Here is a 26,341-nt window from a genome sequence, read left to right on the forward strand (position 1 = left end):
ACCGGCCCCAGCCGACTGAGGGTGCTGCTTGGTTTTTCCTGATGGTTATTTGTTAAATGCACGGCGCTACAAGGGACATCTGTTGCCCTGAAACAAGCGCCTCACCCGAGGCGCTTGTCTTTTTACGGGTGATCAGCCCTTCATTCTCGAGCGAACATCAAGGGATGATGGTCAGCGCCGGCGATGGGGTCACGCTCAGGCTTACAACTGTGCAACTGCCACTAAGGTTCTGATTGCTCGCGGTCAGCGCAGACCCGTTGTAACCCACATTGATGGTGCTCGGACCACAGTTGGAGGCGGGGTAAAGGAACGAGCTGGCAATGGTGTAGCCGACGTTCGAAACGGTTCCGGACAACACACCGTTAGGACCGGTCGCGGTCAGGGTCCACGGCAAGCCCGTGATCTGTGGCAGGTTGCACAGGCCCCCACCAGAAACGGTGACGGTATTGATTTTTGCTACACCGGCACCGTCAACCCGGCCCGCGAAAGTTGCGGTGCAGTTGACGGCCGCCTGGAACGAGGAAGGCGACTTCACCGTGATTGTGCCGGGCGCGGTAAAGTTGGTATTGATTGGCGTAATACTATATGCATTCGCCATCGAAGCAGCACCCATGCAAACAGTCAAAGCAGTCAACGACACGAGGGTTTTCAAGCTTTTCATTGTTTTTCCTCACATGTTATGGCGAAGTCATTTCGCCAGGGGTAATGGCCATGAACGAGAGGTCACGGTGAAACTGCAGAACTTCCCTTTCCAGCCAAATTTCAATTCAATTACCGAAACACCATCTAACGCTTATTCAACAACTTTGAAGTTCGGCGGCATCTTGATCGACACCGTCTTGATCTTGCAGTCTTCGCCGATCGGGACATTGGCGGCTTCCAACTTGCCGGTGGCGTTATCCCAGGTACCGTCGGCGGTCGAGGGGCCGCACTTGCCGCCGAGGCCGAATGCATGCACATCGACGCTGATCTTCGACATGGAGCCGCTCTTGGTGTCTTTGGCTACTAAGATCCATGGCAAGTTGGTGGCTTCGACCCGGCTGCACTTGAGGCCACCGTCGAATTCAACTTTGTCGACGTTCACTGATGAACCATCGGCGGCGACCTTGCCGGCCACCTTGATGGTGCAGTCGGCACTGATCAGCGCGCCTTTGGAAAAGCTGATGGGCCCCTGGGCGGTAAACGCACTGCCGGCGGGTTCGATGCGCGCTGCCTGGGCCTGGTGATAGGCGATCAGGCCCAGCGCAGCCAATACGATATGTGTGGTGAATTTGGCAGGTGCTTGCATGGTGTACGTCCTTCCCTTTAATTATTTTTGTTCGGGTCAAACAACTTTCTGGCAACCGATCTGGAAAATCCCGGGCGATAGAGGCCTGCGCGGCACGCAGGCCCCGAGTACGCAAACAATGTGTTACATGAACTTAAAACGGTTTGGCGCTGTTGCTGTACTTCTCCAGGTACTTCAACCGTTGTGAAGGTTGAAGATTTGTAAGAGTGATATCCCCGGCATAATGATTCAGTACACGATGGTCCATGCGGCGGCGCCACAAGTACGGCACATACGCCCAGACAATCATGCTCGCGTAGCCATAGGGCAGTTGCGGCGATTCATCAAAGTGGCGCAACGACTGGTAACTACGGGTCGGATTGGCATGGTGATCAGAGTGCCGTTGAAGTTGGAACAGGAAGATATTGGTAACAATACGGTTGCTGTTCCATGAATGCCGTGGCGAGCAGCGCTCATAACGACCATTGGGCAACTTCTGGCGTTTAAGTCCGTAGTGTTCGACATAGTTCACTACTTCCAACAGCGAGAAACCGTAGATGCCTTGGATGATCAGGAACGGCACAACCGCCCATCCAAGCCAGGCGATCATCGCCCCCCACAACACCACGCTGTACATCCAGGCGCTCAGCACACCGTTTTGCCAGTGCCAGGCCGGCAGGTCGAGCTTGCGCAGACGTTCGCGCTCCAGGTTCCAGGCCGAGCGGGCACTGAACCAGACCGAGCGTGGCAGGAACGCCCAGAAACTCTCCCCCAGCCGCGAACTGGCAGGATCTTCTGGCGTGGCAACACGTACGTGATGGCCACGGTTATGTTCGGTGTAGAAGTGCCCGTAGAAGGTCGGGGCCAGGGTGACCTTGGCCAGGAACACTTCCAGCGCATTGGGTTTATGCCCCAGCTCATGGGCCGTGTTGATCGCGATGCCAGTTGCGGCGCCGGTCGACATGGCCATGCCCAGGTAAGTGAACCAACTCACTTCGCCATGCAGTTGAGTGCGTGCAGTGATGTAGCTGGCGGTATGGGACAACCAACTCGACGGCTCCAGGTTCGCGGTGGCCTGCAACAGCCCACCCTGGATGATCCAGTCGATACCGCCAGCGGCGAGCCAACCCGTAATCAGTACCGACGAGATGACAAACAGCACGCCGGTGTAGACGATCCAGCGGTAGTAACTTTGGGATTCAAGGTGGCTGACGGCTGATTCGGGCGGGTTGCTCACGTCTTCACCGAGCAGGCCGTCAATCAGCGGGATCAGGCCGAAGATCACCAATACACCGACCCACCAGAGTTGCTGGATACCGGTGGTAATGGCCAGTGCGCCAGACAACAAAGGGGTGGCCAGGGGCATGATGCCCAACCACCACAGGTGACGCTTGCCGTCGGTCCATACGCTTGGAGCTGCCAGTGTCTGATTCATGGCAGCCACCGATGCTGGGAAGCGGAAAACAGGTTCAGGGAGCGTTGACTGCTCCAGGAAATCAACCATGCGATAAAAGACGTTTTTTTCATTTTTATTCGCTCTTAGGCATTTCAAAAATCATTTCAAAATAAACATTGAAATATTTTTTTAAAGAAATAGCGCGGAATCGTTAGGTCGTCAACTACTTTTTCGAGGCCTTTTCTACGTGACTGGGCAGTCTCTTTTTCAGCCGCCTGGTCAGGTCTCTAGGGCAAGCATTTCGGACGGTACAACCCGCAGTGGACGACACGGTTATTTGCTTGCCAACGCAAACGGCGGATGCAGGATCGCAGCGGTTGGCGCTGGCCGCGCACGCTTGGCCAACTGTTGCACCGCCTCCACCACCCGCGCGGTGGCGGTGATCGGCAACATGTGCCCGCGTCCCTCCACCACCTGCAGCTTCAGGCCTGGGACCTTGTCGGCCAGGGCCTGGCCGTGTTTGCGAAAGTCCAGGACCTTGTCCTGCGCGCCATAGATCAGGCTGATGGGCAACGTTAATTGCGGGTAGCGCTTGACCATGTCCGGCAGGGCGTCATTGACCAGGCAGATCTCGCTGGACGCGGCATAGAAGTTGTCGGGGCGCATGCCCAGCAGGCCACCTCCACGGGTGGCGAAATCGTCAGGGGCATTGTCTGGTGCGAACACCCCCTTGACCACCGCACGGCGCGTCAACAGGCCAATGGGCACCGTGAGGGTGTGAGACACCCAGCGCCGCAGCCAAGCCGGTCGCACCGCCAGTGACCAGAACACCACGGGCAACGTGGGTTGAGGATGGGTCAGTGGCGCCACCAATACCAACCCCGACACCGCATGGGGATGGTCGAGGGCCAGCGCCAGGGAAATCGCACCGCCCAGGGAATGCCCCAGCACCATGGGTTTATCCAGGCCGAGCGTATTGATAAAGGCCGCCACCTGACGCGCCTGGGCCGGCAGGTCCGCAGCGGTGCCTTTGTGGCGCGTGGAATATCCTGACCCAGGACGGTCAAGCGTGATGACACGGAAGTGTTCACGCAACTGCCCGGACAGTGCATACGTCAGGTTGCGACTGCTGCCCATCAACCCGTGAATCATCACCAGCGGTGGGCCCTTACCCTCTTCGTAGTAATGAAAGCGCTCGCCATCCACCTCCAGAAAGCGCCCGTTGCTCGGAACGGCGGCTTCAATGCGCCGTTTCATCCACGCGCTGAATCCCCATAAAACGGCGCTCGCGCCTATCAACACAGCCGCAGCGATAACCCATTCAACAGCCATAGCTCGGTCCTCTGCATCCCTGCTGCTGTCGACCCGACCGGAATTGATCAAGGCCTCAGCTATCGCCCATACCCTGGGCCTGAACATCGTGCTTGTCCGTCGGACAAATCACACATGAGGAGCCTGGGACTAGCGTAGGCGATATTTTCAGGTAGATTATTTAAAATCTTTTTTAAAATAAGTAATTCAATTTTTCTTTGCAATGGTGTTCTATCTAAAAGACACAACAAGAAAAGGAGCACACCCGATGCCCATGAAGGAATGCTTATGAATAACCAGAGCGACTCTATCGACATCGCGATCATTGGCTCCGGCTTTGCCGGCCTGTGCATGGCGATCAAGCTCAAGGAGGCCGGGTTCACCGACTTCTTTATCGCCGAACAGGCCGACACCCTCGGCGGCACCTGGCGTGACAACCACTACCCAGGCTGCGCCTGCGATGTGCAGTCCCATGTGTATTCGTTTTCCTTCGCGCCGAACCCGAACTGGACGCGGCAGTTCGCGCCACAAGCGGAGATCCGCGCTTATCTGGAGCAATGCGCCACGCGTTTCGAGCTGGCGCCCTACTTGCGTTTCGGCATGGGCCTTGAACGGGCAGTTTTCGATGAGCAACAACAGCGCTGGCAATTGCGCTTCAGCGATGGTCGCCAGGTCAGTGCACGGGTGCTGGTCTCGGGTATGGGCGGCCTGTCGCGGCCGGCGCTGCCGGAGATTCCAGGGCTCGACAGCTTCAAGGGCAAGCGCTTTCACTCACAGCAGTGGGACCACGCGTACTCCTTGAAGGGTAAACGCGTGGCGGTGATCGGCACGGGCGCCAGCGCCATTCAATTCGTGCCGCAGATAGCGCCGCACGTGGCTCACCTGGACCTGTTCCAGCGCACGCCACCGTGGATCATGCCCAAGCCCGACCGGGCCATTTCGCCTTTCGAACGCTGGTTGTTCAAACACCTGCCTTTCACCCAACGCCTGGTGCGCAGCGCCTTTTATTGGGCGCTGGAGGGCCGCGTGGTCGGCTTTGCCCTGCACCCACGGCTGATGAAGATGGTGCAGAAAATCGCCCTGCGCCACCTGCACAAACAAGTGGCGCGCCCTTCCCTGCGCAAGACCCTGACCCCGGACTACACCATCGGCTGCAAGCGCGTGCTGATCTCCAATGACTACTACCCTGCGCTGTCACGCAGCAATGTCGAGGTGGTCACCGACAATGTATTGCGCATCGAAGCCGACGGTGTGATCACCGCCGACGGTATCAAGCACCCGGCCGACTGCCTGATCTTCGGCACCGGCTTCCAGGCCACCGATCCCCTGCCCCGCGACTGCATCATCGGGCACGGCGGCGTGGACCTGATGGACACCTGGCAAGACGGTGCCCATGCCTACAAGGGCACTACGGTGCCCGGTTATCCCAACCTGTTCCTGATCGTCGGGCCCAACACTGGCCTGGGGCACAACTCGATGATCCTGATGATCGAAGCACAGGTGACCTACATCCTCGACGCGCTTGAGCAAATGCAGCGGCATCGCATCGCCAGCGTGGATGTCAAACCCAGCGTGGAAAGCGCATACAACCAACAGCTGCAGGCCCAGCTCAAGCGCACCATCTGGAACACCGGAGGATGCCAAAGCTGGTACCTGGACCCACGCACGGGCAAGAACACCACGTTATGGCCGGGCTCGACCTGGCGCTTCAAACGCGTCACCCGCCAGTTTGCGCTCAAGGACTATGTGACCAGTCTGATGCCGGTCAATGCGCCCAACCGGCCTGTACCTACGCCCCATTCCACTGCCGAAGGGAGCTTGTCATGAAGTCATTCAACGGCCGTGTCGCGGCCATTACCGGCGCTGCATCCGGCATGGGGCGCGCCTTGGCAATGGCCCTGGCGCGGGAGGGTTGCCACCTGGCGTTGGCGGACAAAAACAGCCAGGGGCTGGAACAGACGTTGGCATTGATCAAGGCCTCAACCCTGGCACCGGTGTTGATCACTACGCAGGTGCTGGATGTGTCCGATCGCACGGCCATGGAGGACTGGGCTGCACGCTGCGCAGCCGATCACGGCCAGGTCAACCTGGTCTTCAACAATGCCGGGGTGGCCCTGTCGAGCACGGTGGAGGGCGTGGACTACGCCGACCTGGAATGGATCGTCGGCATCAACTTCTGGGGGGTGGTCCACGGCACCAAGGCGTTTCTGCCGTACCTCAAAGCCTCAGGCGACGGCCATATCGTCAACACCTCCAGCGTGTTCGGCCTGTTTGCCCAACCGGGCATGAGCGGCTACAACGCCACCAAGTTTGCCGTGCGCGGCTTTACCGAATCCCTGCGCCAGGAACTGGATATGCAGGGTTGCGGCGTGTCAGCCACCTGCGTGCACCCCGGCGGCATTCGCACCGATATCTGTCGCAGCAGCCGTATCGACGCCAACATGACAGGGTTCCTGATCCACAGCGAACAACAGGCCCGCGCCGACTTCGAAAAGCTGTTCATCACCGACGCCGACCAGGCTGCCAAAGTGATCCTGCACGGCGTACGCAAGAACAAGCGCCGCGTGCTAATCGGCCGCGACGCGTATTTCCTCGACCTGCTCGCCCGCTGCCTGCCGGCGGCCTATCAAGCGCTGGTGGTGTTCGCCAGCAAACGCATGGCGCCCAAGCCACGCACGCCGGTGTTTGAAACCAACGACGAGCCCCGTCTCTGAACAGGAGCACGCATTATGTTGCCGATCCGCCGTGACATCCGTTTCGCCCTGCCCGCCGAGCACATCAAGGACTGGCATGAACAGGGTCCGTTCATCACGCACTTCTTCAATGCGCTGTCGCTCCTATTTCCCCAGGGCGAACTGTTTTTCATGGACAGCGTGCGTCACTACCGCCAGCGTATTGATGACCCTGAGCTAAAAAAAGAGGTCCAGGGGTTTATCGGCCAGGAAGCCATGCACAGCCGCGAACACGTGGCCTACAACGACTTGCTGCAAGCGGCCGGGTTGCCGGCGCATACCTTGGACCGCCGATTGAAGTTCATCCTCGATTGGCAGAAAAAACACATGCCGGCGTCTTTCAACCTGGCCGTGACCATTGCCTTGGAACACTACACCGCGATGCTGGCCGAAATCCTGCTGAGCGATCCGTCTCGCTTCGGTGACTCACTCAAGGGCTACCAACAGATGTGGTACTGGCATGCCCTGGAGGAAACCGAACACAAAGCAGTGGCCTTCGATGTCTGGAACACCGTAATCAAGCCCGGCCCCATGCGCTATTTGCTGCGTACCGGGACCATGCTCACCACCACGGTGTTGTTCTGGCTGGTGGTGTTCGATTTTCACCTGCGCCTGCTGATCGCTGACCGGAAGTCTGGCGGGCATCTGAAAGGCTTCTGGCGCATGCTGAAATTTCTGTATGGCCCCAGGGGCGTGTTCCCACGGATGCTGGTGCCGTGGCTGCATTACTTTAAACCCGGCTTTCACCCCTGGGATCACGACAACCGTGCGCGCCTGGCCGGGATTGACGCCCTGGTCGAGGAGATCGAGCAGACCCAACGCGTGTATTAGGCTCGCGCCAAGGCAGCGCGCTCACGCACAAAACCTTCCAACTGATCGCCCGGCAGTGCCTTGCTGAAATACCAGCCCTGAATGATCAACTCGGCGCCGGTGTTCAGGAAGGCCAACTGCTCGGCGGTCTCCACGCCTTCCACCACCACGCCCAGGTTCAGCGCCTCACAGAAGCGCAACATGCCGGTCATGACCTGAGCGCCCTTGGGATCGTGCTGGGCCACCACGAAACTACGATCGATCTTGATGAAATCCACCGGAAACTGATGCAGGTAACTCAAGGCCGAAAACCCGGTACCGAAGTCATCGATATAGACCTTGGCGCCGATGGCTTGCAGCTTCTGGATAGTCTGGCGCGTGGCTTGGATATCGCTGACCAGCGCGTCTTCGGTGATTTCCACCGAGACTTGCCCGTGGGCCTGGGCCAGGATTTCTACGAGGCGCTCACCGTAGGCGGCGTCGGTCAAGGTCGCGCTGGAAATATTGATGGTCATCGGCAAGGCAAAGCCGAGCTTCTGCCACTTCTGGTATTGGCGCACCGCCTGGGACGCGACCCACACATCCACGTCCGGCATCAACCGCGCCTGGGCCAGCCACTGCAGGAACTCCCAGGGCGAATGCACCTTGCCTTGGGCATCGCGGGCACGCATCAGCGCCTCACAACCGGTGCACAGGCCGGTACGGGTCGAGACCTGTGGCTGGAATTCGAGGTAGAACTCGTAGTCGCTGATTTGCTGGATGCGGCTCAGTTCATTGGCCTGGCGCGCCAGGGCCTTGTGAGACGCAAGCACGGGGTCCAGCTCACGCAGCCGGCCCTTTTCTTCAAGACCTCGAAAGGTCATGTCCAGGGACTTGAGGTACACCGTGCCACCTTCAGTGGTCTGGCGATGGATCGCGTGCACATACGGCGCATACACCAACGTGCCGAGACCCAGCAGCGTCAGTTGCAACGCCACTGCCGCGAGGTCGCCGTGCGTGCTCAGGTAGGCATTGAGCAGCACAGGCGCCGTAAACGGAACGCTGACCACCGCCGGCGAGACCCAACCCATCTGCACCACCGTCAACGCCACCATGGCGTTCAACGCAGGCACAATCAGAAAGGGAATGAACAAGCGCGGATTGAGGATGATCGGCAAACCGAACAACAGCACCTCACTGACGTTGAACAGCGACAGCGGCAGACTTGCCACCGCCAACAAGCGCATGGACTGGCTCTTGGAGAACAGCAAGATCGCCAGCAACAGGCATAGCGCTCCGCCCGAACCGCCAATAAACGCAAAGCTGCCCAGCAGGCCGCTGTTCAACAGGTATTTGAGCGGCTCGCCCGCCGCCGCCGCGGCATTGTTCAGCACCACCGCCTGGTCCAGCACATCGAACAGCGGCTGCATGGCATAGACACCGTGGATGCCGAAGAACCACAGCAGCGAATTCATCAGGGTCACAAACAGGCCGCTACCGTAAGGCGATTGCAAGGCATCAAGTACTTGTGGTCCCTGCAACTGCGCCACATAAGGCACCTGCAACAACACGGACAGCACCATCACCAACGCCAGCGCGGTGATCGCGCCAGGCACCACCATATTGATCGTGCCCCGCAGGTTGTGCCCTACCAAGTCCTCATTGACCAACCGAGTCCAGCGATAACGGTGCAGCCAGGCAATTGCCGGCACATTCAACAGCGGCGAGGCAATCGCGATAAACAGGACGAAGGTGGCTGAAGCCCGGGGGTATTCACGCAGGATAAACGTCGCCACCACCACATGGGCCAGGCACAGGAACGCTACCGGCAGTTGTGGCAGACGATGCTGGATTGCCAGCATGTAACCGATGGACGCAGCGACCAGCAGCGGGATCACGGAGCTGATCTGGTTATGCAAGCCAGCGAGGAACGCCACCACTTGCGCATCGAAACCCAGCACCCGCGCGCATTCAGACAGGATCAGGAAGCTTGCCGACACCAACAGGCATGGCAGGATCCACAACAAACCTTCGCGAATCGCTCGAAGAGACTCAGTGCTGGCCAAGGCAGCCAGACGTTGGGTGAAGAAAAGCTTGAACAGCGTTTGCGCCATGACCCATCCCTCTGCCCATCGCCCTCTGTCCCTGGAAGGCAGGGCCGGAAATACGGGGTTAACGCTACACGTCCTGGCACGATGAGCGAAAGCCTTTTGCCATTCATCCAGGTGTTTTTTCCGTAATGGATGACAGACAATTCTTTAGATTCTCTAAATAATTGAATTTTCTTACGTGGACCACTGACCAAATCTGCTGCGGCGCGGATAGCCTACCTGTTATTGTTTTTACTCAACCTCATACTTGCAATGACCCACCGCCGGCTAGGCAAACGCGCCCGCCATATCCAAAGCCCGGCCATCGAATGGAGTAAGTCCTTGTCACCACCCGGCGATAACCACCAGTTGGCATTGAACAGGTTCGTCAACGAACACCCCGATGTCGCTGCAGAACTCGACACCCTGAACCCGCTCGCCGCACAAGCCAAGGGCGAAACCCTGGAGCAGTACCGCGCCGAACGGCTGCACGAGGCCTTCGAAGCAGAGGCCGAACGCCAGGGCCTGTTTGCCTGGGAGTTGACCCTGAAACTGACCGCCGAGTCGCCCGAAGCCTTTGAAACCCAACGCATTGAAGTACACAAGGAAGTGGCACAGATGGCGGGGTTGAGCTGGGACGAGTACTGTCGGATGCATGATTTGGTCGGTTGACGCACTAGCCCATGAACCATAGGCACCGACGGGCTGCCAACCCCTCGCACAGCTCGGCAACATTGACGGTTCGCTGCTCAGGGTCCATGGCCAGTGCTGAACATAACAAAGGCCAGTACTGCCTGGGCAGTTGCCTGGGCCGCGGCAATCGTTGATTACGTTGACGCTCTACGGGCCGCCGTCCCTCTGCCATTTCGTAGAGCACTCGGGCCGCCCCATACAAGTCGGCGCTCGCCGACGGCAACCCGCCTGCCATCAGCTCCGGCGCTGCATAGGCGGGAGTCCAGGCATTCAGCCGGTTGCGGCTCAAACCTGGTAATCCAGCCTCCGCCTGGGCTTGCGCGTGACCCAAGCCAAAATCGAACAGGCGTACCCCCTGCTCCCCGACCATGATATTCGCCGGTTTCACATCGCCATGCAGGACACCTTGCCGATGGGTGTAGGCCAGTGCATCCAGCAGTTGCAGGGCCATGGGCTGTAACTCCTGCCACGGCAATCCCTGAGGACATTCCGGAAGCACTCGGTCGAGCGTCAGGCCGGGCATCAGTTCCATGGTGAAGAACGCCACTTGGTGCGCCGTGTCTACCTCGAAAGAAAATGCACGTACCACATGGTCATGTCGCAGGCTTCGGGTCAGGGCGAATTCGCTGTAGAGCAGCACATGCGCGTCAGTGGACGCGGATAGGGTCTCGCTTAACAATTTCAGCGCCACGCGACAGTCTGGCTCGCCGAACGCTTCATGCAGCAAGTCCCGCGCGCGATAAACCACACCCATTCCCCCGGCACCGAGGATTCGCTCAAGCTGATAGCGCCCGGCCAGCACTTTCGGCGGGCCTGCCGCCGCGCTCATGGCCGGACCACCACGGCGGTCAGATCATCCCGTGCCGGCCCCAGCAGCACACTGCTGAACAACCGATCCACCGCCTGCCGTGGCGTGCTCGCGCTCATGGCACTCCCCAATTCCCGGTGACTGAGCCCCTGGTACAGACCGTCGCTGCACAACAAAAACACGTCACCGGGCTGGGAACGCAGTTCCAGTATCTCAAGGCTCAATGGCTGCCTGGCACCCACCGCGCGGGTCAAGGCTCTTGCGCCAGGATGAGCCTGGGCGAGTTCCGGGCTCAACTGTTGCGTGTCTATCAGTTGCTGCTGCAAGGAGTGGTCCCGCGACAGTTGATACAGCCGCTGCCCTCGCCACAGGTAGCATCGGCTATCCCCGGCCCAGATACAGGCGGCGCGATCATGTGCCAATAACAGCACCACCACGGTACTGCCCATGATGCCCGCCACGCCATCGGCGGGTTGTAACTGGCTGTCGAGACCCCGTAGGCACCGTCGAACGGCCTCGATCCGTTGGTCGAAATCGCCTTGGCCTGGCAGTGCAGCAAGGCTGCGAACCACCCGTTGGCTGGCTACATTTCCGGCATGATGCCCGCCCATACCATCCGCCACCGCCCAACAACCCCGTTGCGGGCAATCGAGGAAGGCATCCTCGTTGCGTGCACGGCTCTTGCCTTGCGCCGTGCGCCCGGCACTCTGCCATGACTGCGCACCGCTCACAATTGCTCCGGCAGGCGGAAGGTGCGCCACGTCGCCATATGGAATGGGCTTGGGTCGCGTTGACTGGTGAGCAGGTAATTGGCCCGCAGGCCAGCTAGGTCAGCCTTGAGAACCTGCGCATCCCTGCCGCTCGCGGGCTCGCTTTGCATCAGGTCGAAAAACCGGAACATCGACCAGGCGCCACGGTCTTTCTCAATGCCCAATGGCCGCTCGGCACCGCGCTCCAGCACCAGGCTGCTGCGACCATTCTCCGCTTCACTCGGCCAATGGAACGCCATCGACACGATCGGGCCGTGGCGGTATTCCAACTGCTGATCACCCACCCGCAGCGTCGCCCGGCTGACGGCCTGGTCCAGGCTGTAGGGCGCCAGCGTGAACCGTACGGCCCAATCTCCCTGATCCTCGGTAAAAAAACCTTGGCGAATGATCTGGGCCTTGGTCAGCTGTTCCAGTAACAAACGCGACATCGGCAGACTGCGCCCTTCTATCCCCCGCAGGCGATAGCGGTTGCCCTCGACGGTGACGAACGGCCGCAGGTAGCTCTCATAAAAGCGCGCCATAGCACCCCGAGGCTTGAAAAACGCCTGGAAGTCGCCTAGGGCAACGTCACTGCCCGCATGCGCATCGAATGGGTAACGACGCTGAATGGCTTTCGCATAGAAGCCATAGACTTCGTTTTGATAGTGCTGATTTACAAACCCGTAGGCGCCATCGAGCAGTTGGCGCCAGCTTTGGTCGGCAATGCCTTCGAACCACCCTTTGAGCGGCTGCGGAAAGCGAGCCGCCGTGTCACGCAAGTTGCCCAGCAGCGGCTGCTGTCCATCCATCCGTTGCCTGGCCATTTTGAACGCTGCCTGCTCCGGTGAGCTGTCCCGGCTCACTGTCGACAATTGCAATTGCAGCTCATCCAGCAAGCGCAATGCCTGCGTCAACTCGCCCCTTGGGTTCTGCTGTTCGTCGAGCAATTGATGCAAGGGCTCGAAACGGCGTTGCAAGGCACGCCGGGCATTATCAGGTAACACTGCTCGGGTCAGGTCCCTGGAAGTCACCGTGCCCAGCTCGCCGACTTGCTGGACTTCCGTTTCAAGTCGATCGGAAGCCGACACTAAGCGAGTGTTTTCGCGCACCTGCTGCAACAACTGCACCAAAGCCGATTGAGCCGATGTAAGGCTTGCAAGCTGTTCAGCGCCTTGTTGCAGGCTGCCACTTTCCCGCAGCTTGATCCGACCGAGAGCGTCGCTCCAGGCGTCGGCGTACTCACTGAAATAGCGCTGTTCCAGCGCCAGCATCAGCCTGCGTAGATCCATTACACTCAGGTCAGTACCCTCTCCAAGTACCCAATTGTCCTGAGCAATGGCATTGACCATCTGAGTACCCTGCTGTTCGAACAGCAGTAGGTATTTCTTGGTATAAAACCCCGGTATAGGCGGCTCGCCTCTGGTAAACGCCGGACCTTCGGCCAGGCGATAAGGCTCCAGGTTTCGCGCTTGCTCCCGCAGCGCCCTGTAGACCACCTCCATCAGTGACTCACCGCGTAATACCAAGCGAGCCTGGGCGACCAACTCTTCATTCAATGGCGCCTGAAACGGTTGTTCGAGGAGGCGTAAAAAGTGTTCATTCAAGCGCTTATTCGCCGAAGAGTCTCCCGACCACTGGCCAGACACATACTCTGCCAGCCAGCCCTTATCAAGCCGCCCACGCAGATTGAGCATCAGGTAGGCACGCAGGCTATCCAGCAAGTGTTCGCGGTCACCCAGGCTGCCTCGCACTCGCCTTTCGAGCAGGGTGGTCACGTACTGCAAAAACTGCTGCTGCAGGGCGTGTTCATAAGCTGCAGCCAGTGGCGGCCTACTCAGCGCCCCCTGATACAAGCCGGCCCGATCGATCCACCGTGCTTCGGCCTGCGGCGAAAACACTTGGGTTGCCGCCAGTCGACTGTCCAGCAGCGCCAGCAAAGCATGGCTCTCATCCGCCCCTCGCGGCAGGGCGGGCTGGGTGTTGATCAGTCCCCGTAATTGCACTAGGCGCTGATGGTTGAACGCGTAACTGTGCGCCCACACTCCCCCCACAGCCCCGATAACCACAGTCGCTGCCAGCGCCATCAATCCGTGGCGTCGGCGTATGCGCTGCCGTTCCGGATCAAGCAGCCCGGCCAGGTCGGCCTCGGCAAAAATCACGCGCTTAAACAGCCCCTGTACAAAATGGGGACGTACATCGACGGTCTTCGCACACGTCAGATAGAAACCTCGCAGGGCATTGATAGGCTGATAGCGATTGACAGAAAACGCCGCCTCGATAAACAGGCATAGACAGTCACCAATGCGTGCGACCTGCCGGGGAAAATCAAGCATGCGCCCTCGACGCTCGACATTTCGCTCGTGATGCAAGCGCGGAATCAACTCCCCACCCAGGCGTTGCAGCAAGCTCTCGAACACTGCTCTCACTTGGACGAGGTCGGTACCCAGATACCCTCCCAGGACCTGTTCTGCATCATCGCCCTGCTGAGCATCAAAAAACTCGGAAAACCCGGCCAACCGGTCAGACTGGGTCAACACCAAATACACTGGTACATCCACGTGCAGTGTTTGCTGGATATCCTGCAAGCGGGTACGCACATGGCGGGCATGACGTTCCAGGTCGTGCTCATTGCTGCTTGAAAGTGTGTCGACTGACAACGTGACGACTACGCCATTGAGTGGCCGCGACCTACGCCGCCGCTTGAGCATGTCGAGTAGGGTCGACCATCCCGCTTCATCCACTGAAGAGTCCGGCTGGCCCAGATAACGGCCCGCGGCCTCGACCAGTACGGCTTCTTCGGCAAAATACCACTCACACCAAGACGTGGCCCCCTGTGGCGCCGTTTCAGGGGAGTCCAGTGCAGACGGCAAGCCGCTGGCCGCCAGCAGGCTGGTCTTGCCGCTGCCTTGCTCGCCAATCAATAGATACCAGGGCAACTCCTCTCGCCAACGCTCGCTGCGCTCACCGTAGCGTCGTGAGGTTTTCAACGCCTGCAGCGCCTCCTTGAAGCGCTCCCGCACCTGTCGTATTTCATCGTTGATCAGTGCCTGCCGCTGATGACGCTCATGCTCTGCTGGCTGATTCAACCACACGGTACGACGCGCGCCCACCACGACCATCGCCAGCCCCCACAGCAATAGAAACCCGCTGATGGTCAGCAAACGGGACGTCGGACTTTGCCAGAAACGGTAGTCATCCACCGCCAGCAAGGGCCCGAAAAACCACACCAGCAGCGCACTGGACAGCACTAGGAGCAAGCTGTGTACCCAACTTTTGCGCAGCACCGTACCCACTCCTTTGAAGAATGCGTTCATCCATTGCTCCCAGCGTTACGAGGGTGTCCGAGACAAGCCTGACACCAGAGGTTGAAGAGGTTGCAGCGCCGCCTCGCGCTCCTGGTTCAGCACCCAGGCAAACCCCGAATACATCACCAGTAAACAAGCCAGCACACAAATAACGACCCACATGACGGAGACAATCCGTATTCGTACCCGAGGAACTTTCCCTCTCTCGGGAGTGATGGATAGCGGCACCCGGTCACCTCGCACATGCCTGACCTGGCGGTAAACAGCATCTTGGATCGTTTCCAGTTGCCCCCTTCCCCGCTCCATGACGCGGTATTTGCCTTCGAATCCCAACGACAGGCACAGGTACATAAGCTCCAGCATGGCAATATGCTTGACGGGATCGCGGGACAATCGCTCCAGCAACTGGAAAAACTTTTCACCACCGAAGGTTTCGTTGTGAAAGCGGCTCAACAGGCTCTTCTTCGACCAATCGCTGCAACTGCCCCAAGGCGTGGTGACTACCGCCTCGTCGATGACACTGCACAGCACATAACGCGCCGACATCACCTGGCTGCTCTCTGCCCCCAAGTGCAAGGCATGGGCCTCAAATGCGCTGATGGACGATGAGAGCTGGTCATTGAGCGCTTGCAAGCTTTCCCGAGCGGGGCTGGCCTTGAGCTGGGCAATCTGCGACAAGAGCTCCCAGCCCGCTGCCAACAGCATGTTGGTGCCCATTTTGAAACGCTGCCCCGGGAGGTTGGCGGCGTAGATCATCCGATCTTCCAACTGCGCGAAGCGTGGCGGCGATGGGAAGTCTGTAACGGGTCCCAGCGCCGGCCCGAGCCCATCACGGTCAAGTAGTACGGTTTTTTCATCCTGCGGGTATTCACTGCCCTTCGTCATGGTATTCAGTTCCTGATAGCCCAGAAGTTGAGTTCTAGCTCCGCGAATTCGCCGCTCGCGTGGAAGGCAAAACCACCCGACTGCTCCAACTGCGCGATGTCGCGAGGACTGAGTTCGAGCATGAAATAGGTCTTGGCGGCGTGATACGGAATCTGCCGCGGCGCGACCGGCAGCGGCTGGACCTTGATACCGGCCAGGTGCAGGTTCACCAGCTCGCGGATGCGTTCTACGGGGCCGATCTTGAGATGCGCCGGCAAACGATGGCGAAGCTCTTCCGAATCACATTGGGCGGTGGCGGCCAAAATGAAGGTGGCGGTGCCGAGCAACTTGAGATCACTGACCGGGCAAACCAGCACCCCGTATTGCCGCTTTTGCAACGCCAACTCGATGGCATGTTGTTCCAGCACCGACGACAATACAGCGCGAAGCCCCTCCATCAGCCCACGAAAGCTCGCCCCCTGATCGCCATGCCGGTAGTGCACGGCAAGTTGTGCGCGCTTGTTGTCGTTGGCGAACGTCGACAGTTCGCCGAGGATCGAGAGCAACTCCCGATACAGCAGCTCCGGACGCACTTGAGCCTGCACCAGGTAGTGACGCAGGACCAACTCGGCACGATTGATCAGTTGCAGCATCAGAAAGTCGCCGACCTGTGCTCCTGTCGAGGCACCACTCCCCTGGATTCGCGTTGCAATCGCATCGCCACGCGTCGCCAGCAGACTGATCACCTCCTTGATGCATGACGGCACATATCCGGCGCTCTGGAGATAGATGAACGTCGGCACAAAGTCCGCATCCAGGCTTACGCCATCCTCGCGAGTCGAATCTTGCACTTGGGCGACCTGGAGCTTCACGTAGAACGCATCACTGGGCCCATCGCCCAGCATCAGCCGAAAGTCCGGGTGTGCACAGTTGATCTGGCAACGAGAATCAACGCCGGCGTTGGAGTCGCCGATTTCCGATTCACAGGCGACGTAGCGTGCCAGCACATCGCTTTGCTCCTTCCTGCGCACCTCAACCTGATTCTCGGTCGCCAGCGGCAACGCCAGATAAACAGCTTGCCTGCCCGCATTGGCAGGCACCTGCAACACCAAAGGCTCCATCGCGCCGCTCAACTCAAACAAGCTGCCGTCCGGCAATACTCCGCTGGCCTGGTTGACAACGACCTTGCCCAGGTTGAGGTACTGCATATCGATGTCCAGGGTCAGGAACCCCCACGCATCACTGCTCAGCAACCGAGTTCGGTTGAGCTGTCGATGGTAGTAGCGGTCATTGTGTTGCAAGTGCTGGGGCCGCAACAGCATGCCCTCTTGCCAGATAACGTTATGGACCTGCATCTCAATTCTCCGTCCTGTCTGTCTGAGGGGTTGCCATCCGTAGCCCCGTCTGGTCCAACACAATGTCGGCACGCGTAAATTGCCCCGGGACTACCGGCAGCAGGAGCCGCCATTGCACATGAGGCAAGTCGCGATACGCCGCCAGTACGCCGACATAGCGGCTATGCGGCTGGACACTGAGCTTGAGTGCCTGCCGTTCACCAGGCCGCAATTCCAACTCCTCGCTGCTGACCCAATCCTTGGAGAGTGTCTGTTCGGCGCGGTCGTAGAGGCTGAAAAAATCGGCATTTTCAAAGGCCACGGGGTGCCGTAGTTCAATCAGTTGCACCACCACGGGAGAGGGGCGACCGTGCAGGTCGGGGTTGACTTCGTCACCTGCGATCAACGTCAAGTCCAGTTTGGTCAGGGTCGAAAAAGGTGAAAGGCTGCTACATCCGGCCAACAGGCACAGTGCTGACAGCAGTGATAGGGCCGCAACTCGGCACGCGAACATCATCCTGGGCACCCCACATTCAGGGCGCAAATCAGGCGTACCTGCTCCTCATAGGCACTGGAAAAATCATTACGCGACCACTGATGGCCCAAGGGATCTTCGTCAACCAATCGTCGATAGTGGCGTTGGTATGCCCGCCAATAAGCTGCCTCGGTGAAAAACCTGGGTGGCTTGCCCTCGCGCTCGAAGCACAGCAACAAATGCCCCGGCGCAAAGGCTGCCAATGCACCCCGCACCGCGGTCCGACAAGCCACGGTCATGGCCACTTGATGAACTTGCAGGTCTCGACAGGCCTGGGCGACGGCTTGCTCGGCAGCGAGCTCTCCCGGGGCACCAGCCCCCAGCAGTGACGCCATGGCAGCCTGGCTGTCGGCGCAAGCTTTCAGCGGGTTGAGGATGTTTGACACTGGGGGGGTCAATGCAATGTTGATCTCGCTGTTCAGCTCATCGCGGGTTCGTAGGTTTTGCTGCAGCCCTTCGATGACTTGTCTGAACAGCCCGGCCACCTTGATCGCGAGGGCTTCGCGGCCTGGCGTATCAAGCGTATCCACTTGCACACCCAATGCTTGCGCAAACTGCGGCCAGAACACTTGCGAGGCAGCAGGCAAGGCCATGGCGGGTTCGGGAGGTATCTCTTTCCTGTCGGGTTCAGCCCATGTCGGTACGATCAGATGATCGCGATCCACAGGCCCTTGAATGTGCGATTGGAAAGTCACCTGCGTTGACGTATCCAGGCCGTCCAATTCTGCCGATGAGCTGACACGCATTTGCTCGCGATCCAGCGCGTCAACAGGGTCAAGCCCGAGGAACGCGTCGTCTGGAATCACATCATCCCCAGCAAACGACCGCCGTTCATTTGCCACCAACCGGGCACGAATTTCCAACCGTCCCAGTTGGTACACTTCACCCTCAGTGATCAACCGCGCCTGCCCTTTGTCCAGGCGTTCCATGCTGCCTGAGACACTGATGCCGTTGCTGCTGATATCCGTCAGGTAGTAGTGGCCTTCTCGATAACTGACCAAGGCGTGATGACTGGAGATCAGGCGGTGGGTATCGGGGATGATCCAGTCACAACCCGTCCCACGGCCGATCACACCGCCAACACCATCAAACGCCTTGCGCGCCAGCGGTTCACTATTCACGCCACTGCAGACTTCAAACACTAATTGCATGGCAGAGCTCTCCTGCTCACTGCCCACGACGTGTCGCCTGGGGGTCACCCAACGGACGGTAGTCGGCATCATCAAAGACATAATTGGCGTTACAGCCGCTCAACAAACACAGCACAAGCACCAGGGCTTGCCACGGATGAAAAAACATCAGGTATCTCCCATGAAAATCAGGTGCCCACACTTCTTCCATTCAGCCTTCCTCACGGACATCGCCAACGGGAATCTTCAGGCGCGCCAGGCGATAGAGCAGAGTGCGGCGGGCGACACCCAGCTCACGCGCAGTTCGGGTGCGATTACCACGGTTCTTGTGCAGACAATCGATCAGGAACACCCGCTCTACCCGCTCCAGACGTTGGCGCAACGTCGCATCGACGGAGTCATTGGCTGGTGGCGCAGGCAAGGAAAGATGCACCGGCAGGATCACCCCGTCATCGCAGAGCAGTACCGCACGCTCCACCAGGCATTTGAGCTCACGAACATTGCCGGGGAAGGCGTAGCTCGACAGTTGGTCAAGGGCCGCGCTGGACCACGACACCGGCACACGTCCAAGTGCAATGGAAGCTTGTTGCGAAAAATCCCGCGCCAACAGCAACACATCGCCGTCACGCTCGCGCAAGGGCGGCAGTTCGATGGGGAATTGCGCCAGCCTGTAATAGAGGTCTTCGCGGAAACTGCCTTGGGCTACCATCGCGCAGAGGTCACGATGTGTCGCAGCAATGATGCGCACGTCAACCTTGTGTGCCGCAGTAGCGCCCAGCGGGCGAACTTCGCCTTCCTGCAGGACCCGCAGTAACTTGGCCTGCAGCGACAGCGGCATATCGCCGATTTCGTCCAAGAGCAGCGTGCCTCCATGCGCCGCGTCAAACAGCCCCACATGGTTGCGTTCAGCTCCCGTGAAAGCCCCTTTGCGATAGCCGAACAACTCGCTTTCCAGCAATCCTTCGGGAAACGCCGCACAGTTTTGCACCACGAACGCTTTGCTTTTGCGCGGACCTGCAGAATGGATAGCCCGTGCCACCACCTCTTTGCCTGTCCCCGTCTCGCCGCGCAGCAATACGGTGTAAGGCGTCTGCATGACCTTACCGATCAGGCGGTACGTCTGATCCATCGCCGTACTGCTGCCGATCAGCCCAAACTCCGCTCGAGGGGCCGGTTTACGGTCATTCAAAAGGGCGATACTTCCTGTGGAACACTGACTCTTCAGTAGAGTCCGCTGCATCAAGGCAAAACTTCCCAGCTGGCTCAAAGAGAGGGAGTAGTCGTGCAAATTTCTCCGGCATTGGCTGGCAAGCAGCAACACGCCGTTGATGGCCTTGTCGCGGTTGAACAGCGGCACACACGACAGCGCTTCCCAGGGAGTCTCCAGTGCTGGCAGAAACCCGCACTCGTACACGCTGCCGGCGAGGTCCTCCAGGCTAAGAGCCGTTTTATGGCTGAGTACATAGTGCAACACCTGCTCATGCTGAAAGTCCTTGGTTCCGACTGGATCGCCGGAACAAAACACTCCGAGCAAATGCTGGGCAATCAGTTCGAGTCGGCCAGTGGACTCATCGCGCCAGTACCACTGACTGAGTTCGCATTGGCTCAACTGCGCCACAGCCGCAACACAGAGCCCGGGCAAGGTGATTTCGTCGCCATCGGCACCCAAACGAACGAACCAGCCTAGCAACGCGTCGAGGTATGCCTGTGATTGGGGCTCCTGGGTGGGTCGGCTCTCCCTCATTGGCTGAACTCACAGAGGGGAGAACCATTCTCCGTCAGGTACGCATGCACATGCGCCAAGGGTTCGTCTTGAGCCATCGCCGCCAGCAAGCGATCCACCACCTGCGGCAACAAATGGAGTTCGATCCATTGGTCAAGGTAGCGAGCGCCGCTATCGCTATGGGCGCAACGCTTGGCCATGTGTGCAACCAGCTCGGGCGTATAGCTGAACGCCAGCTTGCGCAGATGCAACCGTTGACCCAAGCGTTCCAGCTTGAGTCTCGTCAAGTCATGCAGAGCCTCACCCGTCACCGGGTAATACGGCACGACGCGCATGCGAGCCAGCAATGCGGGTTTGAAGTGGTCGCGCAGCAACGGACGGATCGCCTCTTGCAGCACTGGCACTTCAGGTCGCGCGCCGTCTGCGCACAGTTCACCGATGCACTCGCTGCCCAAGTTGGACGTCATCAGGATCAGCGTGTTGCGAAAGTCAATTTCCCGGCCTTCCCCATCATTGGCCAGGCCTTTGTCGAAAATCTGATAGAACAGGTTCAAGACTTCCGGGTCGGCCTTCTCGACCTCGTCGAGCAACACCACAGAATACGGGCGTTGACGTACGGCTTCGGTCAGCACACCGCCCTCGCCGAAACCGACATAACCGGGCGGTGCGCCAATCAAGCGAGACAGTGAATGTTTTTCCTGGAACTCCGACATGTTGAGGGTGGTGACAAAACGCTCACCGCCATACAACAGATCGCCCAGGGCCAGCGCAGTCTCGGTCTTGCCCACGCCACTTGGGCCCACCAGCAGGAACACACCAACCGGGCCTTCGGCCTTGTTGAGCCCGGCTGCAACGGCGCGCAGGTTGCGGTCCAGAGCCTGCACCGCTTGTTCCTGGCCAAGAATGCGCGCGCGTAGGGCATCGGCAAAACCCAGCACCCGTGTACTGTGCTCACATGCCAACTGTTCAACCGGGATACCGGTCCAGCCACTGATGACCTCCGCCACCAGGTGCGGGCATACCTGCTGCGCCGATGTTTGTTGCTCCTGCCAGCACTGTTCCAGAAGCTGGCGCTCGCTTTCCATTTCCTCCATGCGTAGGTTCAACCCGTGGAGTATTTGCTCATCCACGGGAAACCCTGCATCCCTGTCACGACCTATTGCCTGATGCTGCCGCACGCCTTTCGCCTGTTCCGCATAGAGGCGTTGCAACTCTTCGGGCGCCGCCTCCCTACGGGTACGCAAACGAGCGCAAGCGGTGTCCAACACATCAACCGCCTTGTCGGGCAACTGGCGCCCGCTCAGATAACGGGCACTCATCTGCGCCGCCGCCACAACCGCATCGTCCCGCACGTAAACGCCATGGCTGCGTTCATATACCGAGACCAGTCCGCGCAGGATCGAAACCGCCTGCTCGACACTGGGCTCGCCAACCAGTACAGGCTGAAAGCGCCGTGCCAACGCCGGATCTCTCTCGAAGTACTTCTTGTATTCCGACCACGTGGTCGCAGCGATGGTGCGCAATTCACCACGGGCCAAGGCCGGTTTCAGCAGATTAGCCGCATCAGACCCACCCGCCGGAGCGCCCGCACCGACCAACGTATGCGCCTCATCGATAAACAGGATCACCGGTTTGGCCGAGGCATTGACCTCGTCGATCACGCCCTTGAGGCGCCGCTCAAATTCACCCTTGATGCTGGCTCCAGCCTGGAGCAGCCCCATATCCAGGGTCAGCACCCGCACATCCTTTAGAACGGCTGGCACCTGCTCGGTGGCAATGCGCAGCGCGAGGCCTTCGACAACGGCCGTCTTGCCTACACCGGCTTCGCCGACAAGTATTGGGTTGTTTTTGCGCCGGCGCATGAGAATGTCGATCAGTTGGCCGATCTCAGCTTCGCGGCACACCACCGGATCGATACGGCCTTCAAGCGCCTGGCGCGTCAGGTCGTGAGTGAAGTGCTCCAGCAATGATTCGCTCGTCGGCGAAGGATCCGCGCCAGGCGACTGACTCGACACAAAGCCCAGTAAACGCTGCGTATCCAAGCGGTTCAACAAAACCTGATAGGCACTCCCCGCATGGTGCAGCGGGTGACGCAGCAGTGCCAGCAACAGCGCGCCATGATCGACTTCAGTCTGGCGCAGTTCCAGATGGGCAACCATCAAGGCCTGCTGCAGCCATTGCACAAGCGATTGGGCAAACACCGGGTTGCGTGATGCGCTCGCCTCCCCCTTGGGCTGCAGTGCCGCTTGCAACTCACCCACCTCAATGCCTGCATCTGCCATAGCCCGTACGAGAAGGCCGTCTTGATGCTCCAGCAAGGCCAGCAACAAGTCTTCCACCAGTACTTCTCTGCCGCCGCGCGTTACGCAACGTTCAGCAGCGCGCACCAAATCCCGACGGGCCTGGGTGGTCAATGTCTGAATAAGTTGTTGCAGATCCACATTTATCATAATGATTCATCCCTCATGAGCGTTGCCCGGCACCATGACCACCCCGTCGGAGCAGTCATGCGCCAGCCACGTGGTCCAGCCGAGGCGACAGACGTTGTGTTCGCCAATGTGCAACGGTCGGATCTCTTCCTTGGCCAGCACCAGCCGCACGTCATAGTCCAATGGATCCCGAGATGTGAGGCGCACCAATGAACACAGCAGCGGGTAGTCGGGCCCAGTGGGCAGAAAGCCATGGAATTGCTGCCAACACAGGCCCTGCAGATGCACCCTGAACTTGCCACTACAGTCGGCAACCTGACTGCCCAATACCTGGTCACGGCCAAGTACGCTATTCGCGGTGCCGAGCCGATTTCGCTGTGCGTCAGCGATTGCAACCGTACGCAGTACCCACTGCTCAATGAACAAGCGGTGGTGTTTGAAGTAGTAACGCAACACCGTCTCGATCAAGGCTGCCGAATGCGCCCGCAGGCTAAGTAACCCCAAGTAAGGCAACAGCCGCTCGCAGTTCAATTGCGCGACACTGCGAATCTGCTGGCCGCTCAGGCCGATCAACGCGAACATCTGCTCGGATAACGTGTCACGCGCGCCTGCCTGGAACCGCGCCCGGTAACGGTACTTGCGCCAGATGGGTAGCATCAGTCGTTGCAAACGGTGATGAAACACGTCCAGAAATTCTCGCGTAGTACTGCCACCCACTCCGTCGGCACACGCTTGTTCGCCATAAAACGCCGGCAAGGGCGACCCCGCGCCACACAAGCCCAAAAGGTTGAGGCGAAGACGCGCGCGCAACTGCCCGTGCTCAATGAAAAACTCCACCCGGTCAATATCGTGACCGGGAAAGCCAAGACCTGGATTGGCTTGAAACTCCAACAAGTCATACAACGCGTCGTCATCCGACAGGGGATGGGCTTCACGCAAGCGGTTGATCACCTGCAAAACCGCCTGGAACAGCGAATACTCGCGGATGCCCCGGGACAGTCGCGTCAAAGCAGGGGCTGCTGCCCCATCCGTGGTGGCCATAGGTACACGTCTCCTTGTGTGCTGATGACTCTTAGTTCGTGGTAGGCGTTGAGACTGGCGTAAAGCGCGAAGAACTCGTTGAGTACCGACGCGAAGACGAATACTTCGCCATGCCCCAGAAAGCCTTGGGGGTCGATGCTCAGATCAATTCGTATCCCCCGAAACGGCAAGCCCCGTTGCAATCGGTCGACCGCCGTATGACTGACGGATCGCATTGCGCCCAGCTTCCTCTCACTGACCTTCTGCGCTTGCCGATCGTGGTAGCGCGGTAAGTCATAGGTTTGAAGGATTACCTTCAAGGCGTTGATGTCGCTCAACGACAGATAGTTGAGCGACAGGTTGCTGATCAATCGCCAGAGAAAATCCTGATCCAGGGGTGGCGAAAAACTGGCCGTCGGTGCGCAGATGTTCCGAAACGACAACCCCTCTGGCGTCTGTTCGCAGGGCAGGTTTATGTCCCCAAGCTGCAACAGCCGAGGTAGGTTGTGATTGGTACACGTCAACTCGATCGACAGTGTTTGCTGCTCTGACTCAGGACCGTTACCAAACGCAAGCCAGGTTTCAAGCCCTGCATGCTGTGCCGATGGCCGTTGACGAATGCTATAACTCACCGGGCTATCCGCCTGGTCGATGTCGCCACCATGTTCGAAGGATTCGAAGGGCACGTAAGCCTTGTATCCACGCCCACCCGGTTGCCACCCTGTGACACTGTCGACGGAAAATACACTCGCGTTTTCTCGTGAGTATTCGCCAGGGACGAGCAGATACTCATCCTGCTTGCCGTCCAGCCGGATGGGCACCGCATCATGCTTGAACAGGTTCACGATAGGGGTGCAGTACAGTTTGACGTTCTCCAGGGTGGGCTGCTGGGACTCACGCCATGGCGTGCGCAACTCGAAGCGCAACATCACCCCACGCACCTGCTTGAGCAATTCGCCAGGTAATTCCTGCAGCACGCCCAAGCCCCCGACATCGACAAACAGGTACTTGTCAGGAAAGGCAAAATACTCCTGCAGGTGGCGATACCCTGGAAAGGTATTTTGCGGATACGGGATCAACGCCTGTTCCTCGCTGAAACCCACCGGCTGGACCTGGTCGGCGCCCAGCCGCAGTGATAACGCCTGGCCATTAACCCCGTTGACCGGCAGGCCATCGTGGCCCAAAGGTAGCAACTCGATACCGTCAAGATGACGCAGCAGGCTCAGGTACAGCTCCTGGCTGATGTAGCGATCTCCGGCGAGATGCAGACGCAACTGAGTGAAGGTCCATTCACTGAAATTACCTTCGGCGCTCATGTCCAGACGCAGGCTCAACTTCCCCCGCCCTGCCTGGGTGCCGTACTCCAACGCGCTCAGTTGCAGCGGTAGAACCTGCGTGGCATAGCAGGTCCGAAAACGGCACCGCTCGCCATTGACTGCGGCGCTTTCGACCGGCGTGTCCCTCGCCACCCACACGTCAGGACCGGAGTGTTTCAACGGATCAAATTGCAGCATGCTGAACGCGGGCATCGGGCGCATGTAGTTGGGCCAGAGCAAATGCATCAGCGAATGTGTCAGTTCTGGAAGCTCGTCATCGAGCTTCTGGCGCAAGCGACCCGTGAGAAACGCAAAGCCTTCCAGCAGCCGCTCTACATCCGGATCTTGACCCGACTCTGCGAGAAAGGGAGCAAGCGCAGGATTGCGCTCGGAGAACTGACGACCGAGCTGGCGCAACGCACTGAGCTCGCTTTGGTAATAACGATTAAACGACATCCGGCAAGACTTCTACCCGACCGGAATCGCATAGCCGAGCGGTGAACACCACGGGGCGCTGCGTGCCCTTGATCATCAAAGTAGCTTCAATGGCGAAGGCCAGGGCCAGTGGGTCGTGGTCCCTCGGCAACGTCTTGACCCGCACATCCTTCAAGCGCGGCTCGTAGGCGCGAATGAATCGCTCGATCAACAAGCGTGACTGAGACAATGACTCATGTAGGCTCTGGTTCATGTCATTGAGGTCGGGCAAGCCGTAATCGGGCAGCGTCTGCACACTGCCCGCACGGATGCTGAGCATTTTTCCCAGGTGGCTCGCGACGGACGTCACGGCACTTGCGGGAGTAGCCGGGCGCTCAAGGCGCTGGAAAAGACTCTGGTGGTTGGGCATTACCTG

General features: G+C 59.1%; 22 protein-coding genes. 4 read left to right on the plus strand and 18 right to left on the minus strand.

From position 1 onward, the window contains the following. Positions 1 to 157: 157 nt before the first annotated feature. From praB to ACP7C6_RS00220, 4 genes are all read right to left on the minus strand, one after another. Positions 158 to 661 (minus strand): alkane oxidation protein activator PraB, encoded by a 504-nt coding sequence (praB, locus tag ACP7C6_RS00205; RefSeq protein WP_311892652.1) that lies wholly within the window; start codon positions 659 to 661, stop codon positions 158 to 160. 132 nt (positions 662 to 793) lie between these two features. Beyond that, a complete protein-coding gene (praA, locus tag ACP7C6_RS00210) occupies positions 794 to 1,288 on the minus strand; it encodes an alkane oxidation protein activator PraA (RefSeq protein WP_028616492.1) in 495 nt (164 codons plus the stop codon). 133 nt (positions 1,289 to 1,421) lie between these two features. Beyond that, positions 1,422 to 2,702, minus strand: a complete 1,281-nt coding sequence (locus ACP7C6_RS00215; protein ID WP_068935880.1) for an alkane 1-monooxygenase — start codon at positions 2,700 to 2,702, stop codon at positions 1,422 to 1,424. Positions 2,703 to 2,996: 294 nt separating this feature from the next. Next, positions 2,997 to 3,995 carry an alpha/beta fold hydrolase gene (locus tag ACP7C6_RS00220; RefSeq protein WP_305381220.1) on the minus strand — a complete coding sequence of 333 codons (999 nt, stop codon included), beginning with the start codon at positions 3,993 to 3,995 and terminating at the stop codon, positions 2,997 to 2,999. 267 nt (positions 3,996 to 4,262) lie between these two features. Between ACP7C6_RS00220 and ACP7C6_RS00225 the strand changes: the two genes are divergently transcribed. From ACP7C6_RS00225 to ACP7C6_RS00235, 3 genes are read left to right on the plus strand one after another with little or no spacing between them, the layout of a single operon-like run. Further along, positions 4,263 to 5,801, plus strand: coding sequence for a flavin-containing monooxygenase (locus tag ACP7C6_RS00225; RefSeq protein WP_426108003.1), 1,539 nt, complete (start codon positions 4,263 to 4,265; stop codon positions 5,799 to 5,801). After that, positions 5,798 to 6,688, plus strand: coding sequence for an SDR family NAD(P)-dependent oxidoreductase (locus ACP7C6_RS00230; protein ID WP_028616496.1), 891 nt, complete (start codon positions 5,798 to 5,800; stop codon positions 6,686 to 6,688). The genes ACP7C6_RS00225 and ACP7C6_RS00230 overlap by 4 nt, the downstream gene beginning before the upstream one ends. A gap of 15 nt (positions 6,689 to 6,703) precedes the next feature. After that, a complete protein-coding gene (locus tag ACP7C6_RS00235; RefSeq protein ID WP_028616497.1) occupies positions 6,704 to 7,537 on the plus strand; it encodes a metal-dependent hydrolase in 834 nt (277 codons plus the stop codon). On the opposite strand, the gene ACP7C6_RS00240 is transcribed toward ACP7C6_RS00235, so the two are convergent. Next, complete coding sequence (locus ACP7C6_RS00240; protein ID WP_028616498.1) at positions 7,534 to 9,609, minus strand: EAL domain-containing protein; 2,076 nt, start codon at positions 9,607 to 9,609, stop codon at positions 7,534 to 7,536. The genes ACP7C6_RS00235 and ACP7C6_RS00240 overlap by 4 nt on opposite strands. Positions 9,610 to 9,927: 318 nt before the next feature. Between ACP7C6_RS00240 and ACP7C6_RS00245 the strand changes: the two genes are divergently transcribed. Beyond that, a complete protein-coding gene (locus tag ACP7C6_RS00245) occupies positions 9,928 to 10,257 on the plus strand; it encodes a DUF6388 family protein (RefSeq protein ID WP_311892660.1) in 330 nt (109 codons plus the stop codon). A gap of 4 nt (positions 10,258 to 10,261) precedes the next feature. Here the strand turns inward: ACP7C6_RS00245 and ACP7C6_RS00250 are convergent, their stop codons facing one another. Genes ACP7C6_RS00250 through tssE form a run of 13 tightly spaced genes read right to left on the minus strand, consistent with a single transcriptional unit; the run spans position 10,262 to position 26,335 of the window. Next, positions 10,262 to 11,107, minus strand: coding sequence for a serine/threonine-protein kinase (locus ACP7C6_RS00250; protein ID WP_426108006.1), 846 nt, complete (start codon positions 11,105 to 11,107; stop codon positions 10,262 to 10,264). After that, entirely contained in the window at positions 11,104 to 11,817 is a 714-nt protein-coding gene (locus ACP7C6_RS00255) for a PP2C family protein-serine/threonine phosphatase (RefSeq protein ID WP_426108008.1), read from the minus strand. Before ACP7C6_RS00255 ends, ACP7C6_RS00250 begins: the two co-directional genes overlap by 4 nt. Next, complete coding sequence (tssM, locus tag ACP7C6_RS00260; RefSeq protein ID WP_426108010.1) at positions 11,814 to 15,149, minus strand: type VI secretion system membrane subunit TssM; 3,336 nt, start codon at positions 15,147 to 15,149, stop codon at positions 11,814 to 11,816. The genes ACP7C6_RS00255 and tssM overlap by 4 nt, the downstream gene beginning before the upstream one ends. Positions 15,150 to 15,164: 15 nt before the next feature. Next, positions 15,165 to 16,025: a type IVB secretion system protein IcmH/DotU gene (gene icmH / locus ACP7C6_RS00265; RefSeq protein ID WP_122684770.1), complete on the minus strand. Its 861-nt coding sequence runs from the start codon at positions 16,023 to 16,025 to the stop codon at positions 15,165 to 15,167. Positions 16,026 to 16,030: 5 nt separating this feature from the next. Next, a complete protein-coding gene (gene tssK, locus ACP7C6_RS00270) occupies positions 16,031 to 17,359 on the minus strand; it encodes a type VI secretion system baseplate subunit TssK (protein ID WP_122684768.1) in 1,329 nt (442 codons plus the stop codon). A 1-nt stretch (position 17,360) separates the two neighbouring features. Continuing rightward, complete coding sequence (tssJ, locus tag ACP7C6_RS00275) at positions 17,361 to 17,852, minus strand: type VI secretion system lipoprotein TssJ (protein ID WP_426108013.1); 492 nt, start codon at positions 17,850 to 17,852, stop codon at positions 17,361 to 17,363. Beyond that, entirely contained in the window at positions 17,852 to 19,024 is a 1,173-nt protein-coding gene (gene tagH, locus ACP7C6_RS00280; RefSeq protein WP_426108015.1) for a type VI secretion system-associated FHA domain protein TagH, read from the minus strand. The genes tssJ and tagH overlap by 1 nt, the downstream gene beginning before the upstream one ends. 16 nt (positions 19,025 to 19,040) lie before the next feature. Further along, positions 19,041 to 19,172, minus strand: coding sequence for a hypothetical protein (locus ACP7C6_RS00285; protein ID WP_028616507.1), 132 nt, complete (start codon positions 19,170 to 19,172; stop codon positions 19,041 to 19,043). Between the two features lie 42 nt (positions 19,173 to 19,214). Further along, positions 19,215 to 20,747, minus strand: coding sequence for a sigma-54 interaction domain-containing protein (locus ACP7C6_RS00290; protein WP_028616508.1), 1,533 nt, complete (start codon positions 20,745 to 20,747; stop codon positions 19,215 to 19,217). Further along, positions 20,744 to 23,176, minus strand: coding sequence for an AAA family ATPase (locus ACP7C6_RS00295; RefSeq protein ID WP_426108017.1), 2,433 nt, complete (start codon positions 23,174 to 23,176; stop codon positions 20,744 to 20,746). Before ACP7C6_RS00295 ends, ACP7C6_RS00290 begins: the two co-directional genes overlap by 4 nt. Positions 23,177 to 23,182: 6 nt before the next feature. Beyond that, entirely contained in the window at positions 23,183 to 24,196 is a 1,014-nt protein-coding gene (tssG, locus tag ACP7C6_RS00300) for a type VI secretion system baseplate subunit TssG (RefSeq protein ID WP_028616510.1), read from the minus strand. Then, a complete protein-coding gene (tssF, locus tag ACP7C6_RS00305) occupies positions 24,160 to 25,947 on the minus strand; it encodes a type VI secretion system baseplate subunit TssF (RefSeq protein WP_311892672.1) in 1,788 nt (595 codons plus the stop codon). Before tssF ends, tssG begins: the two co-directional genes overlap by 37 nt. Beyond that, positions 25,937 to 26,335 carry a type VI secretion system baseplate subunit TssE gene (tssE, locus tag ACP7C6_RS00310; protein ID WP_426108020.1) on the minus strand — a complete coding sequence of 133 codons (399 nt, stop codon included), beginning with the start codon at positions 26,333 to 26,335 and terminating at the stop codon, positions 25,937 to 25,939. Before tssE ends, tssF begins: the two co-directional genes overlap by 11 nt. Positions 26,336 to 26,341: the final 6 nt, after the last annotated feature.

Origin of the sequence: Pseudomonas sp. TWR1-1-4 (genome assembly GCF_049897165.1) — a bacterium.
Taxonomy (GTDB): Bacteria; Pseudomonadota; Gammaproteobacteria; order Pseudomonadales; family Pseudomonadaceae; genus Aquipseudomonas; species Aquipseudomonas canadensis.